This is a genomic window from Thioalkalivibrio sp. ALJ7 (assembly GCF_000376865.1).
In the GTDB taxonomy this organism is placed as follows: domain Bacteria; phylum Pseudomonadota; class Gammaproteobacteria; order Ectothiorhodospirales; family Ectothiorhodospiraceae; genus Thioalkalivibrio.
Genome location: NZ_AQXQ01000011.1, coordinates 175,740 through 189,892, shown reverse-complemented (window position 1 = coordinate 189,892; position 14,153 = coordinate 175,740). Strand labels below are relative to the sequence as shown.

General features: G+C 62.5%; 11 protein-coding genes and 1 pseudogene. 8 read left to right on the top strand and 4 right to left on the bottom strand.

Translation table 11 applies throughout. The annotated features are described in order from the left end of the window. Positions 1-2: 2 nt before the first annotated feature. From D002_RS0107240 to D002_RS0107230, 3 genes are all read right to left on the bottom strand, one after another. Complete coding sequence (locus D002_RS0107240) at positions 3-1,514, bottom strand: TIGR03016 family PEP-CTERM system-associated outer membrane protein (RefSeq protein WP_018141247.1); 1,512 nt, start codon at positions 1,512-1,514, stop codon at positions 3-5. Further along, the gene (locus D002_RS0107235) at positions 1,495-2,370 is read right to left on the bottom strand and encodes an XrtA-associated tyrosine autokinase (RefSeq protein WP_018141246.1); all 876 of its coding nucleotides are present in this window, start codon (positions 2,368-2,370) and stop codon (positions 1,495-1,497) included. Before D002_RS0107235 ends, D002_RS0107240 begins: the two co-directional genes overlap by 20 nt. A 100-nt stretch (positions 2,371-2,470) precedes the next feature. Continuing rightward, entirely contained in the window at positions 2,471-4,021 is a 1,551-nt protein-coding gene (locus tag D002_RS0107230) for an XrtA system polysaccharide chain length determinant (RefSeq protein ID WP_018141245.1), read from the bottom strand. Positions 4,022-4,347: 326 nt separating this feature from the next. On the opposite strand from D002_RS0107230, the gene D002_RS0107225 reads away from it, so the two are divergent. From D002_RS0107225 to D002_RS0107195, 8 genes and pseudogenes are all read left to right on the top strand, one after another. Then, a complete protein-coding gene (locus D002_RS0107225) occupies positions 4,348-4,920 on the top strand; it encodes a PilZ domain-containing protein (protein ID WP_018141244.1) in 573 nt (190 codons plus the stop codon). A gap of 109 nt (positions 4,921-5,029) precedes the next feature. Next, a pseudogene (locus tag D002_RS13850) lies at positions 5,030-5,287 on the top strand (GNAT family N-acyltransferase); the annotation flags it as partial. Positions 5,288-5,353: 66 nt separating this feature from the next. Beyond that, positions 5,354-5,695 (top strand): hypothetical protein, encoded by a 342-nt coding sequence (locus tag D002_RS13845; protein ID WP_231362937.1) that lies wholly within the window; start codon positions 5,354-5,356, stop codon positions 5,693-5,695. 15 nt (positions 5,696-5,710) lie between these two features. Next, complete coding sequence (locus tag D002_RS0107215; protein WP_018141242.1) at positions 5,711-6,487, top strand: PEP-CTERM/exosortase system-associated acyltransferase; 777 nt, start codon at positions 5,711-5,713, stop codon at positions 6,485-6,487. Beyond that, positions 6,487-7,389: a ThiF family adenylyltransferase gene (locus tag D002_RS0107210; RefSeq protein ID WP_018141241.1), complete on the top strand. Its 903-nt coding sequence runs from the start codon at positions 6,487-6,489 to the stop codon at positions 7,387-7,389. The genes D002_RS0107215 and D002_RS0107210 overlap by 1 nt, the downstream gene beginning before the upstream one ends. Before the next feature lie 52 nt (positions 7,390-7,441). After that, positions 7,442-8,209: an outer membrane lipoprotein-sorting protein gene (locus D002_RS0107205; protein WP_231362931.1), complete on the top strand. Its 768-nt coding sequence runs from the start codon at positions 7,442-7,444 to the stop codon at positions 8,207-8,209. Between the two features lie 58 nt (positions 8,210-8,267). Further along, positions 8,268-10,184 carry a FimV/HubP family polar landmark protein gene (locus tag D002_RS0107200; RefSeq protein ID WP_026181585.1) on the top strand — a complete coding sequence of 639 codons (1,917 nt, stop codon included), beginning with the start codon at positions 8,268-8,270 and terminating at the stop codon, positions 10,182-10,184. Next, positions 10,184-12,445 carry an RND family transporter gene (locus D002_RS0107195; protein WP_018141238.1) on the top strand — a complete coding sequence of 754 codons (2,262 nt, stop codon included), beginning with the start codon at positions 10,184-10,186 and terminating at the stop codon, positions 12,443-12,445. Before D002_RS0107200 ends, D002_RS0107195 begins: the two co-directional genes overlap by 1 nt. A 722-nt stretch (positions 12,446-13,167) precedes the next feature. Here the strand turns inward: D002_RS0107195 and D002_RS0107190 are convergent. After that, a complete protein-coding gene (locus tag D002_RS0107190; protein WP_018141237.1) occupies positions 13,168-14,121 on the bottom strand; it encodes a PEP-CTERM sorting domain-containing protein in 954 nt (317 codons plus the stop codon). Positions 14,122-14,153: the final 32 nt, after the last annotated feature.

Genomic DNA, 14,153 nt, shown 5'->3' with positions numbered 1-14,153 from the left:
GGCTAGAATTCCTTGGTCAGGGTGCCGATGATGGAATTCTCTCGGTACTCGTTGGCCGCACTGTCCGAGTCTTGCCGCTGGTGGCGGTAGGACAGTCGCGCGCTCAGATCGGGAGTGATCTCGCGCGTGACGCCCGCCCGCAGGTACCAGCGATCATCCTCGCGGTCGGTTCCGAGAAAACGGGTCCGGGTATAACCCGTCGCCAGTTCCGTAGTCGTGCGCGGCCCGTAGCGCCACTGCCAGGAAGCGTTGACTCCAGTCCGACGATTGTTGTCCTCGAACAGGCCGAAACCACTGCGAATCTCTGACTCGCGCTGAGTCTGAAAGGCATTGACGCCGAATACGCTGCGCCCTGTGTCATAGCGCCAGGAGGCACGCCACGTCTGAGTGAAAAAGTAGTCTTCGACCAGGGCCTCGTCGGTCAGGCCGGCGAGCGCTAGCAAGAAGCTAATCTCATCCAAGGTGAACTGATCGAACAGGTCGTCGACCGTCGTTCCCAGTTGCTCCGCCAGGACATCGAACTGGGCACCACGCCGGTCACGCGTAGAACCGATGCCCTCGTTATAGCTGACGCGGTAGCTTGCGCGGCGGCTTCGATGATCCACAGACAGCGCGCGGGTCTTGCCGAAAAAGCGCTCGCCGTAGCGCGCCTCAATGTTGGTCACTCGGGTCGGCGCCCAGCCAGCACCGACCTCCCAGAAACCGCCATCGTCGTCGTCGCGGGTCGTGGCATAGTCGTTGAACTCCTCCCCGACCGTGCCAAACAACCGCAATGAGCGGCCAAAGCGATAGCCCGCCGTGGCACTAATCTGACTAAACTCGCCTTCGACACCATCCTCGTAACGTTCCTTTTCGTAGAACGCCGCGAGCTGCCAAAACGGCCGATTGAAGGCGGCACCACTATCAAGGGTGTATTCGGCGCGATGGGCATCGCTATTGTTGCGATCACTTCGGTGGTAGCGAATCTCGTCGTAGGTATATCGGATTTCCTGATTGGCAAAGCTGCCGTAACGCGTGCGCAATACCGGCGAAATGCTGTAGCGAGTGGTTTCCTGCAAATTATCACGGGGCGTGCTAGCCCCGATGCCGACGGGGCCCAATAGCGAAGCGGCGTTTTCGGTACGGGTAGCGCGAGCCTCGAGGAACAGCGTATCGGGAACAATCTCCCAGTCGTTGCGAGCACGCAAGGAATGGGTCGCGCGGTCTTCGCGCGACTCGTTCAAGTAGCGACGGGAGTTCAGGCTATAGTCGATCCGAGTATCCATGGTCGGGCCATCCCGACGCAGGGAAATACCAGGGCGGACCGTGCCGATCAGGTCCGACTCCTCTTGCCCGCGCGGGGCCAGGAGGACGTTGTCGGTGACCTCGGCGGAGACGCTCACTCGCGGCGTGATCTCCCAGTCACTGGCAAGCGCTGGTGTTGCCACCAGGCCGAGCACAACGAACCACGAACCCGCCCGCAGCACGCCATGTTCGCCTAACCCCAGGGTGGTCTCAGGCCTGTTCACGCGCATCCATTTCATGATCCCGCCCCCCGTAGTAGTAACCGCCGGCATAGCCCATACCCGGCGACGGGGCCGCCCGGTTGAGCATCGACAGCACCACATCGCATGACTGCAGCTGATCCATCGCCCGTTCCACAGAAGATGCGGGCGTCGTATCGGCATCCACGACCATGACAACCTGGCCCATGTGATGAGCGAGGACCCCAGGCTCACTGGTGGCCAGAAGAGGAGGGGAATCGAACAGGATGATCCGGTCGTCATACCGCTCGTGGAGATCATCGATCAACCGCATCATGGCATCGCTGGCCAGGATCTCGGTGGAGCGTCCGTGGGGGCGACCCGCCGGAAGCACCGTCAGGCCCTCCACATTGGTGCGCAACAGGACATCCGGAATATCGAGATTGGGGTCGGTCAGGACATCCATCAGACCGCGGTCCGCCTGGAACCCCATCGTGCGGGGGATCGCCGGCCGCGCCACATCGGAATCGACGAGCAGAACGGTCCGGTCCACCTCCATGGCAATGCTGAGCGCCAGGTTGGTCGAGGTAAAGGTCTTGCCCTCACCGGGTAGCGCACTGGTCACCATGATCAGGCGGCCCTTGGGCACCTTCATCGCCGTGTGCCGCCCGAAGGCATTGTTCAGCAGCGGCCGCTTCATCATGCGGAACTCCTCCGCCGCCGACGTGCGCCCTTCCCCCGGAACGACAATCCCCTGCTTGCGCAACCAGGCAAAGTCGATATGCGCCTCACGCGAGCGGGGGACCTTCGGGGCGGAGGCCTGTTCAGCCTCTTGGGTAGACGTTTCGATCCGAGCCTTGTCCGGACGTGCCCGGTTCTTGTCGAGTGCCTTTTCGATAATGCTCATGCGGCGCCTCTCAGCGTCGTTTGCGAGTCGCGGCGCTCGCAGCCACTGCCAAACTCATCGTCTGACCTGGCCGACCACAGTCCTCTGTATGGCACTGCGTTCATCGCAACACCCGAATCAGGTCATCGATCACATTCGCCGAACCGGTTAGGTAAAGGGTCATCACTGCAGCAAAAACCAATAACAGACTGCCTACCCCCAGCGCGAAGAACACAAGCTCCGAGAAACGCCGCCGCCGGTGATTGGATGTACGCACCCGCGACACCGTCCCCAGGACCGGACGCCCCGTGACCTCAGCCAGCTGGCGGCTATCGCCCACCGTGCGACGCATCTGGGAGAGCAGAAAAGCAAAGCCGGTGCCGGCCCCCAGACCCAACAACAGGATTCCCGTGGCCAGCAAGGGTCGGTCGGGCGAGGCCGGCGCACTCGGACGCCGCGGTGGCTCGAGGACACGGAAGTCCACCGAGTCAGTCTGCATCTCGACCTCTCCGGACATGACCGCCTGCTCGCGACGGTTCTGGAGCTGACGGTACGAATCGCGCAGGACGTCGTAATTACGTGTCAGCGAAGTCAGTTCGGACTCCACGGCCGGTGCCCGATCGACGTCCCCTTCCAACGTTTCCACGCGTTCCTCGAAATCCTGAACGCGTGTACGCAGCGACGCGAGTTCGCTCTGCGTCTCGGTGATGGCGACCTCCAACGGATCGCTGCCTCCCGACCCCGGCATCTGGATCGTGCTCGGATTCCGTGCGTACTCAGCGGCTTCACGCTCCCGACGTTCTTCCAGTTCATTCAGGATTCTCCGAGTCGAGACCACGTCCGGGTGCTCGTCGGTAAAACGCTGACGCATGGCGTCCAGGTTTTCCTGCATGTCGTTGATACGCCGGTCGAGCTCCGGGTTCTGATAACGCGCCACTGCGGCAGGCCCAGAACTCTCCGCGGCACGGCGTTGCAAAGTCTGAAGGCGGCTCTGGGCCTCGCGCTCCTGCAGACGTACCTGACGCAATTGTTCTCGGGCGCGCTCCAAGCGGCTGTAGAAGTTGCCATCGCCGCTGAGGAAACGAGCGTTATCGCGCTTGAACTGCTCGATCTCTTCCTCTTTCTCCTGCAACTGACGCTCGTAACTTTCCAACTGACGCTCGATGAACTGCTGGGACGTGGTCAGGTCCAGACGCGAATCCCCCATCCCCCGCTCCATGAACAGATTGACCGTCTCACGCACGACCTGATGAGCCACGTCGGGGTTGTGATGGCGGAAGCTGACCCGATAGATGTTGTCGCGCTGTCCGCCCTCCAGGGTCAGGCCCGAGCGCAGCAGTGAGACATGGGCATCCAGGCTGGAATTGCCGATAAGCACATCAAGATCGCTGTCGCGCGCGATCTGTTCCAGGTTGTCGCGGCTAAGAAGCGTGCTGGTGATCATCCGCAGTCGCTGCTCGGTGTCAGGGCGCACCGTCATACCGCGTAACAGGGGGTCCAGAACGGACTGGGTGTTCACAAAGACGCGCGAATCGGCTTCGTAAACGTCCGGGAGGTTGTGCACGTAGACCCATCCGACCAGACATACGAGCCAGGCGATCGGCAGGATCCACCAGCGCCGCCGCCAAGTCGCACGCGCATGCTGCAGAAATTCGTGGACGATCTTTTCCATGCTGCCTGGATTCCAGCCAACCGCACACGTGCGGGATGCATGCACCGTTGCGACTGCCCCATCGGGTTCGTCGCGGCCCGGTCCCTATCCACGCGGACGCTTGGGAAAAACGGCCACGCGAGTCAATGCCCTCATTGAAAAGCCTTTCCATGACCCTGTCCACAAATGTCGGCTTTGTTTACACAATGAGCGTTAGTTTGGCGTGGCTCCGCGCCCAGACCCGGCTTACTATTACGTTGGAACAGTGCCTTGCATCGAGTGGCGCGTATATTGCTTTAGTCCATTGATGCGATTTGCCTGCGACCCCATCGAAGGAAGAGTGCCGTATGAACCACGAGGAGCTCGCCCAGGAACTCGCCGATTTCTGGCTGCCTGCCCTGGAAGGCCGCGACTGGAAGGGGCGGCTGGAGGTTCTTGACGAGATCCATGCACAGCTCTACCAAGATCTGCCCACCCTGGAAGAATACGATGCCATTGCGTCCCGCTTCGTGGCAGCCGTGATCGAGCAGCTCGGGGCACCACCAATCCGGGAGGCCGCCCAGGCCCAGATCTACGCCACCTCCTCCGACGAGGATCACTGGGGGGCCGCCTTTGCATGGCAGTACGGTCTCACCGAAGACATCGAGCCCTCGCCGGACCTTGACACCCCGGACCACGAGCGCCGCCGCTGGCCCCGGAAGATGGTCGACAAGCTAACCGAGGCCTGGATTCAGGGTGAAGCGATCCGGTGCCGCCTGATTGACCTCTCCCGCGGGGGTGCCCGGATTGCCACGCTTGGCGGCAGCGCGCCACTGCCTCCTGGCACTGAGATCCACGTGGCACTCCCGGAGGATCGGATCCGCGAGGCTATCGTGGTCTTTAGTGAACGCGGCAGAGTGGGACTGCAATTTGCGGGCTAGAATCGGACACAACGCAGGTGACCCCACCGGAACCAAACCATAACTTTACAAGGAGCGATGCCGCCTACAGGGGCGTGCGAGCTCTCTACCCAAGAGACTCTTTCGATTCATGCACCGAGATGCCCCATTACGCGTTTACCAAGCCCGATCCGACGCACTGAAATGGGCTCATTTCAGAATGCGCTACCAAGTCTACTGCGTCGACAACGCGTTTGAGCCTCAGGAGGCGTATCCCGGGGGGCTTGAGACAGACGAACACGACACATACGCCGAGCATTTCCTGGTTCGTGCGGGCTCCTATCACGGGCGGGGACGCTGGGTAGGAACGATGCGCCTGATTCCGCCCTCACCCGGCACACCGGAAGGGGGCCCAACATCCCTTGAGGTATCCCGCCTCATCGCTTGCGATCCACGCCACCGGGGGACCTCCCGGGTGTTGTACTACCTTTGTCAGGCGGCCCAGGTCTACGCTGTCGACCACGGCTACGCCAGTCTGTCATTTCTGGTCCGCCCTGCACTGGCGCGAATCCTCGGTCGCCAAGGCCTACCCCTGGAGCAGGCCGGAGACCCCTGTGACCACCGGGGCTTGCGCATTCCCTATCGCGTCGACGCGGCTTCGGCAGCGACCGCCCTCAGAGACTGGCGCAAACGGCTGGGAATCCCGGCAGCCATCCAGGAGGCACACTACACTCCGATGTATTGGCCTCCGGCAGAACCCGACCCGACACTTTCGGTGATGACGGCCCAGGCCTTTCAGCAACTCCAGAACGGCTGACAGGGAAGGCTTACCGTGGACGAAGAACCTATCACCCAGGCATTTCACCGATATTTCGACCTCAGCCAGCCACAATTTCCGGACGAGGTTGAGCCCGCCTTTCGCCTGCGTTACGAAGTGTACTGCCGAGAATTCGGCTTCGAACGCGAGGAGGATTGTCCGAATGGGCTGGAGTCGGACGGGTACGACTCCCGGTCCTGGCACTGCCTGATGCATCACCGATCAAGCGGAGCCTCGGCCGGTTGCGTTCGCATTGTGCCGACCAGCGCAACGTCTGGTGCCATGTTGCCGATGGAGGAGCACTGCCGCGACAGTTTCTGGGATGTGCCTGAGCGCCCGGACCGCCTTGATCGAGAGTCCATCTGCGAGGTATCGCGACTCGCCGTGCACGGTCTGTTCCGACGTCGTCAGGGGGAACACCAAACGCCCCTGGGTGATGTTCGCTCTCTGGAAATCCCGCCCAATCACGTGCGGACCTTCCCGATCCTGGCCCTGAGCCTGTTCATGAGTGCCACCGCCATGGCCACGATTCACGAAAAGGAACATGCCTTTGCCATGATGGAACCCGCCCTGGCGCGCATCCTGCGCCGTTCCGGGCTGCCCGCCACCCAGATCGGCGAATTGCAGGATTATCACGGCCAGCGCGCAGCATTCCATATCCATCGCGACACCGCGAAGCAGGGAATCGAGAATTCGGCACTGCTAAGGGACCTGTACCTTCATGCGTACCACCGCCTGAGCACAGTGGGTCAATCGCCGTTCGCCGAAAGCGATTGCCTGCGAGCCGCTTGATGAATGCCTTCGATTACGACACGGCCTTCACGCGAACCGTGGGATGGGTCACTCGCCCCGAACTCCACACGCTGCGTGAGAAACGTGTTGCCATAGCAGGCCTTGGCGGGGTTGGAGGAAGCCACCTGCTGACCCTGGCGCGCCTGGGCATAGGTCATTTCCACATTGCCGATTTCGACCACTTCGAGCTGCACAACATGAACCGTCAGGCGGGCGCATCCATGTCCCGACTGGGGCAGCCAAAGGTCGAAGCTTTGCGCGACCTCGCTCTGGATATCAACCCCGAGCTGGACATCCGAATATTCCCCGAGGGTGTGTCCACAACCCGGATGGATGCGTTTCTGGAGGGAGCTGACGTCTATGTGGACGGACTGGATTTCTTTGTCTTCCAGACGCGCCGGGACATGTTTGCCGCCTGCCAGCAACGGGGAATCCCGGCCGTAACCGTTGCCCCTTTGGGCATGGGCGCCGCCCTGCTCAACTTCCACCCAAGCGGCATGACCTTCGATACGTACTTCGACCTCCGCGACGACCTGGACGACGAAGCCCTCTCAGTACGGTTCATGATGGGTCTGGCACCGGCCATGCTGCACATGGGCTATCTCGCCGATCCCGACGCCGTCGACCTGGCCGCTCAGCGCGGCCCATCAACTCCGATGGCCTGCGAGCTGTGTGCAGGGGTAGCCGGAACCGAAGTCCTGAAGATCCTCCTGGGGCGCGGCCGCGTGACCTGGGCCCCCCGGGGGGTTCACTATGATGCCTACCGCCAGCGACTGGCACGCACTTGGCGGCCAGGCGGAAACCGCAATCCACTGCAACGACTGCTAATCGGGATTGCCCGCCGCCGCCTCGCCCGATTACGTGACCAACGTCTGGCAAGGTCGTCTTCGGAAACGGGGTAAACCCATGAAATCAGCGATCCGACAAGCTCTGGTTGTCCTCACCAGCCTGGTGATGGCTGGACTTGTGGCACCCGCGGGAGCGGACTCACTAGAAGAAGGCCAGGCACTTGCTCAGGCGATCTATGATCGTCCCGACGGCCAGGATGCCGTGACGCGGGGTACCATGACATTGACCGGAGAAGGGCGTCGCGAGCGCGTTCGGGAGAGCTTTGAATACCGCCTGGACGGCGAGCCCGGCGAGAGCTGGAATCTGATCCGCTTCACTTCGCCAAGCAACATCGCGAACACCGCCCTGCTCGTCCACAACCATCCCGGCGGCGATGTCGACCAGTGGTTGTACCTGCCTGCGACACAGCGTGAACGGCGCGTCTCCAGCGAGAACCGGGGCGGCAGCTTCGTCCAGTCGGAGCTGTACTTCGAAGACCTTGAGGATCGCGAACCCCACAAAGACGAACACCGCATCATCGGAAAGGATGAGTTCGAAGGCGTCGAGGTCACGATCCTCGAAAGTATACCGGTGGACTCCGGCAACTCGGTATACAGCAAGCGCGTCAGCTGGGTGCACGAAGAAACGCTCATCCCCGTGCGGATCGATCTTTACGAAGGCCGGGATGAGCCATCCAAACGCATGGAGGTGCAATCAATCGAGGAGGTCCAGGGCTACTGGACCGTGATGCGAAGCAGCATGACCGACCTCGATAGCGGCCGCGTAACGATCCTGGAGGTCCGCGAAGTCGTCTACGACAACGACCTTCCACGCGACATCTTCACCTCGCGCGGGCTGGAGGATCCACAACGTGCACAACGCTACAACCCCTGATCGAACCATGGCTCTCTGGCGGCTAGGCCCTGGATGGGTCCTGCTGGTCACGCTGGGCATGGCCGCGCCCACCGCCGGGGCCGATGACGACACGGACACCGCGTACACCGTGCGCGATCAGGACACGCTCTGGAGCGTCGCCAGCACCCTGCGACCCGACGACAGCGTCACCGTGCAACAGATGATGCTCGCCTTGCACGCGCACAATCCTCACGCCTTTGGGAATGGAATCGACCAGTTGCGAACCGGCGCGACACTCCAGATCCCACCCGCTGAAACCGCCCAGGCATACGACCCCGCCTACGCCCAAACCAAGGTCGCGGAGAATCAGGCATCGGGCGTTGCACCCACACCCCAGGAGGCTAGGCATTACGTCGTACAGGAGAGTGACACCCTGTGGAGTGTGGCCCGGCGCCTGCGCCCAGACCCGGCCATGGACATCGCTGTAATGGCCCGCGCTCTGTTCGAGGCCAATCCACAGGCATTCGACAACGGCATGGACAACCTGCGCGCAGGCGCGTCGCTACAGGTCCCCGAAACCAAGGCTCAGACCATGTCGGCCCGCATGGATGGGCCTGAAGCGTCCACAAAGCCCGCAGACGGCACCATACAAGTCAGTGAGTCACGCAACTCCGATCCGACGGAAGCCAGCAACTCCACTCCGCGCGGCTTTACCTTCGGAGCGGATCGGGACAGTGAAGAAGAACGTCCCGCGGAAACCGACGACGACTCACCCTGGAACCTGCGGGTGGACGACATCATGGTGGAAGCCGGGATCCTCGGGGCCTCCGACCGTCCCGTGGATTTCACCCAGCACGGACGCGCAGTGGTATCGGCATCACGCCCACTGAATGATGCGTGGGAGCTGCGCTTGGGTGCGCGCGCCGATGCCGAGCTGCAACAGGGCGGCGACTACCCGGGCACATCGCGCCTCCGGGCCGACTATGACGAGAACTACCTGCGCTACCGCGGGGAGCAAACGCGCTTCACGATCGGCACTCAACGGATCCTGTGGGGGCGCGTGGACGAGATCCCGCCGACCGACCGCCTGAGCACCAAAGATCTGACCCGCTTCGGGCTCGATGATCACGCCGATCGCCGGCGTGCGAACCCGGCCATCCGAGCCGAATATTTCCGGGGCCCGTGGCATGTGGACCTGGTCCTGCTGCCCCTTTTCCGCGAGGCGGAATTGCCCGATCGCGACAGTCTGTGGCACCCGGTCGACCGCAACCGAGGGCGGCTACTCGGGCTTCCTGTGCAACCGGAGCTCTCGCCGATCATCCAGGAGGCCCGGCTGGATGACGATGTCTCCGGGAGTGGCGGGGGCGGGGTCCGCCTGGCGCGTTCCGGCCGTGGTGTGGACTTCGCCGCGACAGTCCAGCGCGCGCGCCACTCGGAACCCTATTATCGCTTCGACGACGAGACCCGTCAGGCCATCCTCGCGGGGGGGCCGCCATCCGACCAGCCAGTCCTCGAGGCTGTACACCCCCGCACCTGGGTGGTCGGCGGTGATGCCGCCTTTGCCGTAGGTGCCTGGACCTGGCGCGCCGAGGCGGCGTGGCTAAGCGATGTGCCTGTCACACGCGAGGATGATCTGCGCCAGGACACGGTTCGCGGCGTTGACTGGGTCGTGGGCGCCGAGGGCTTTCCGGGCGACGGTGACTTCCGCATGACCACTCAGCTGGCGGGCCAGCACCTCGTCGATGCCGGAGATGTGCTGGATGCTCGCGACAGCTACTTCCTCACGGGCGAATTCGAAACGCCCCTTGCTGCCCACACCTGGCGCGCAAGCTTGCGCTATTCACTGGGCCTGAATCGGCGCGATGTCTACCTGAATCCGGAATTGGCCTGGATCGCGAACGAGCCGATGGAACTGTACATCGGCGCCCACTGGCTCGACGGCGACGAGGAAACAGCGGGCGGCTTCTACCGCGCTAATCGAATGCTGGTGATTGGCTGGCGAGGTCAGTTCTGATGCGCTGGATGCTTGGGCATCCCATCTTGGCCCTGATTCTCCTTGCCCTACTGGTCCTGCTACCCGGCCCCGTCCTGCTCCAGGTCGACTTTAACAATGCACCCGAGGTCTACTTCCCGGAGGATGCCCCTGCGGTCCAGTTCGATCGCGAACTACGTGAGCGTTTTCCTCAAGATCAGGTTCTGGTCGGGCTTTTTTCGGGGCCGCATGTGTTCGAGGCGGCATTCCTGGAACGTATAGCGGGGCTGTCACGAGCGCTCGAGTCCGCGCCGTCGGTGGAGCGGGTGCTCACCGTCACCACCCTGGATCATATCCGGGCCACCTCGTTCGGCTTCGCGGTCGACCCGCTTATCGACGCAGACGATCTGGACAGCCGAACCCCCGAGGAATGGCGGGCTCGCACACTGGGGGACCCGTTTGCGCCAGGCTTGGTTGCGGGACGAGACGGCCAGGCTCTGGCGGTGGTGGTCCGCCCGCATGCCCTGGACAACAGTCTGCAACGCCTGCAACTGGAGCGGCTGCTGCGCGACACCGTGACGGCGCATGAACTGGATGACGATCTGACGGCGATCGCCGGGCACATTGCGCTGGACGTTGCCCAGCTACGCGCCATGCTGACGGACTTGGCACTGCTGGTGCCCGGCACCATGACGATCGGGCTCCTGTTGTTGTGGTGGCTCTTTCGTCGCTGGCTTGTGGTGGGTGTGGCGGCCGCCACGATCAGTGCCGTTACCGGACCCGCAATCGCCCTGCTGATCCTCCTCGAAAGGCCATTCACGCTGATCTCGGCGATCCTGCCGCCGCTGCTCACGGCGCTAACGGTGGCGATGCTGATGCATTTCTTCAATGCGTTGCTTCATGCGGCGCAACGAGGATACGAGGGAAAACAACGGGTACAACACGCTCTCGATGCTGTCGCCCGCCCCACGTTGTTCATGGCCCTGACAACGGCCGCCGGGCTGGCCTCCCTGAATGTCAGCAGTATCCGCCCGATCGGGACCTTCGGGTTGGTCGGCGCGATCGGCGTGTTGCTTGCGGCCGCAATCGTACTGTGGCTTCTACCCGCGCTAATGGCACGCTGGGATCGCGGTGGCTGGCGCACACCGCAACGCAGTCTGCGCCAGCTGGACCGCTTTACGGGGCAACTGGCCCACCTCGCCATCCGCCGGGCCGGCTGGGTGGTCGGGGGTGCCGCTTTGCTGTTAGCGCTCGCGTTACCTCAGGTTCGGCATGTCGAGGTCGAGACCGACCTCTACGCGTTCTTTCAGGAGGACCACCCCATTACCCAGTCCACCCGTGCGGTGGAAGAACAGCTTTCCGGCGTGATGGCCCTGGAGGTGGTCTTCACCGGACCGGAGTGGGACAGCCTCCAGGCGCCCGAGCGTCTTGAAGCCATCCACGCGACCCAGGCCTGGCTGGATGCCCGGCCCGAGGTGGATTACAGCCTGTCACTGCCGGACCTGGTGGCCGAGATGCATTGGGCCTTCAACGAGGAAGATCCGGAGTACCGGTCGATCCCCGATGACAGCGACCTGGTCGCCCAGTACCTGTTCATCTATGACGGGCGCGACCTGTACGACGTGGTCGACCGCGATTTCGAGCGCGGCCGTTTGCTGCTCAACCTGAACGCCCACGGCGCGGGCGAGATCAATGCCCTGATGCGCGACCTGCGGGCTCACCTGGAGGCCAACCCTCCGGCCGATATGGACTGGGATATGGCCGGAATGGCGCGCCTGTTCGCAGACCAGGAACGCCTCCTGATCGAGGGCCAGCTCCACAGCCTGTATGCCGTAGCGGGCTTGCTCGCTCTGCTGATGCTGTTGATGTGGCGCTCGATACCCCTGGCGGTCTTCAGCATGGTCCCGAATCTGGCCCCGGTAGCGATGATCTTCGCCCTGATGGGCCTGCTTGGGATCTGGCTGGACATGGCCACCGCCATGATCGCCAGCGTGGCCATCGGGATCGCCGTCGACGACACCATCCACCTGCTGCACGGCTACCTTCAACGACGCAGGTCCGGTAGTAGCGTGGCCTGGGCGCTCGCACGGACCTTCCGGCGCACGGGCCGGGCCGTCACCGCAACAACGATCGTACTGGTCGGTCAGTTCATACTGCTGGCGCTATCTGACTTCCAGCCCACCGCAGCCTTCGGTCTGCTAACCGCCTTCGGGCTCATAGCAGCGCTCATCTTCGACCTGCTGGTCCTGCCCGCCTTGCTCGTCCTGAGCCACCGCCTGGGTCAACGCTTCGCCCGTACCTGAAGCCGCGGCACACCCCGCACCAAGTCCAAGTGCCGTTCACCACGGAGGACACGGAGAAGGGTCAGGTCAAGGGTGAGGGCGTTTAACAGGAAGGTGGGAAGAGCGGAAGGAAAGATGATGGTTGGCTGGGCCTGGGTATATCCGGTGGATGAGAGGCGTGACGCGACCGGGGGTATCCAAACGATGGCGCATTTATATGCCCCAGGGCGTTCGCGGAGCCGTGCAAGTTCTGGACTAGCTGGTTCGATAACGGTACTCGGGATACTGGAGCCGGAGGGGTCTGCCGTGTGACTGGATGAATGGCTGAGGGAAGACCGGGTCCTGCAGGATTCGTTAGGACCCAAGGTCCGGAGGCTTTCGTAACCGGTTGGTCCAGCCTCCCAGAGAGCAACGTGTGGTACCTCGCCTCTCAGGGTGACGCTTCTCTGAACCGGCAGCCGCTTCGCCTCGCCCTCCACCAAACCGGCCCGGCGCCAAGGCGACTTATTCAGAAATTTTTACAGTGCCCCATGCGTTCGCTCGAGTCCGATCGAACGAAAGCCCACGCACGACCACACTCCACATCAAAACCCTTCTGCTCTTCCCACCTTCCTGTTAAACGCCCTCACCCTTGACCTGGCCCTTCTCTGTGTTCTCTGTGGTGCAGACATAAAAAAGCCCCCGTCCGGAGACGGGGGCTTGGAAAGATCTTCCCTCAGGGGGGGCGGGAAGATCGTCCAGGGTCAGGCGCTCAGGTCACCTTTGGGGGTGCGGCGACGGGTCGCCATGAAGCCCAGGAACAGCAGGCCAGTACCCAGCAGGATCAGCATACCCGGCTCCGGCACTTCATAGCGCACGGTGCTGTTCAGCTCAGTCTGGCGGACCAGCGGGCCATTCTCGCCCAGCTGGACAAGCTGGTCAGCGGTCGGGATGGGCGGATCCACGTTGGTGTCGAGGCGCCAGTGGATCGGGATGCCCGAGCCGCCCTCCTCGCTCGCGATATCGTAGAACGTACGACCGGAGTTCACGTCCACGAAGAAGTTCTGCACGAACTCGCTATCCGCCCAGGTGTCGTCGAATACCAGACGACCGAGCAGATCCAGGTTGCCCGCCTGCAGGTTGGACCCCTCAACATTCATGCGCATCACCTGGATACGATCACCCGACGCGCCATCCTCGAAGAAAGCATCGAAGTATCCGCTGGTGTAGCGAATACTGAGATCGCCATTGCCAGTGTCGTAGACCTCACCCTCAATCATGTAGTCGAAGGTCAGGCCCCAGCCGGTACCATCGAAGAACCAGTCGTCGGACGTAAAACCGTTACGGGCATTGCTGCCACCCACGCCACTCACGAAGTTCAGGTTCACAACGTTCTTGTCACCGACGTCATCGGGGAACGCCAGGGACACCGAAGACTCTCCATCAACGGCTGTAAAGTTACCCGACGAGAAGCCCAATCCAGACATCACGCTGTTGATATTGGTATCAACGATCTGCGTGCCGGCCACGTTCGGGTCCCCGAAGTAAAACGAGGTAGCCAGGGTGTCACTCGTGCCGAGGGTGTTGATCGCACCGGTTTGTGTGCTGCCGTTGCCACTGAAGTCGTTGCCGACATCAATGACGAAGGGACCTGCCAGCGCGGGGCTGGCCATTGCCATCCCCAGTGCCGCAGTGAGAAGTAAGCTTTTGTAGTTCATCGTCATGATCCTTTAGCGATGCCCATGGTGGA

Bases quoted from the DNA above. Each gene is read 5' to 3' on its own strand.
- D002_RS0107240 (WP_018141247.1), bottom strand. From the start codon at position 1,514: ATGCGCGTGAACAGGCCTGAGACCACCCTGGGGTTAGGCGAACATGGC.
- D002_RS0107225 (WP_018141244.1), top strand. From the start codon at position 4,348: ATGAACCACGAGGAGCTCGCCCAGGAACTCGCCGATTTCTGGCTGCCT.
- D002_RS0107200 (WP_026181585.1), top strand. From the start codon at position 8,268: ATGGCCGCGCCCACCGCCGGGGCCGATGACGACACGGACACCGCGTAC.
- D002_RS0107195 (WP_018141238.1), top strand. From the start codon at position 10,184: ATGCGCTGGATGCTTGGGCATCCCATCTTGGCCCTGATTCTCCTTGCC.
- D002_RS0107210 (WP_018141241.1), top strand. From the start codon at position 6,487: ATGAATGCCTTCGATTACGACACGGCCTTCACGCGAACCGTGGGATGG.
- D002_RS0107235 (WP_018141246.1), bottom strand. From the start codon at position 2,370: ATGAGCATTATCGAAAAGGCACTCGACAAGAACCGGGCACGTCCGGAC.
- D002_RS0107190 (WP_018141237.1), bottom strand. From the start codon at position 14,121: ATGAACTACAAAAGCTTACTTCTCACTGCGGCACTGGGGATGGCAATG.
- D002_RS0107205 (WP_231362931.1), top strand. From the start codon at position 7,442: ATGGCTGGACTTGTGGCACCCGCGGGAGCGGACTCACTAGAAGAAGGC.
- D002_RS0107230 (WP_018141245.1), bottom strand. From the start codon at position 4,021: ATGGAAAAGATCGTCCACGAATTTCTGCAGCATGCGCGTGCGACTTGG.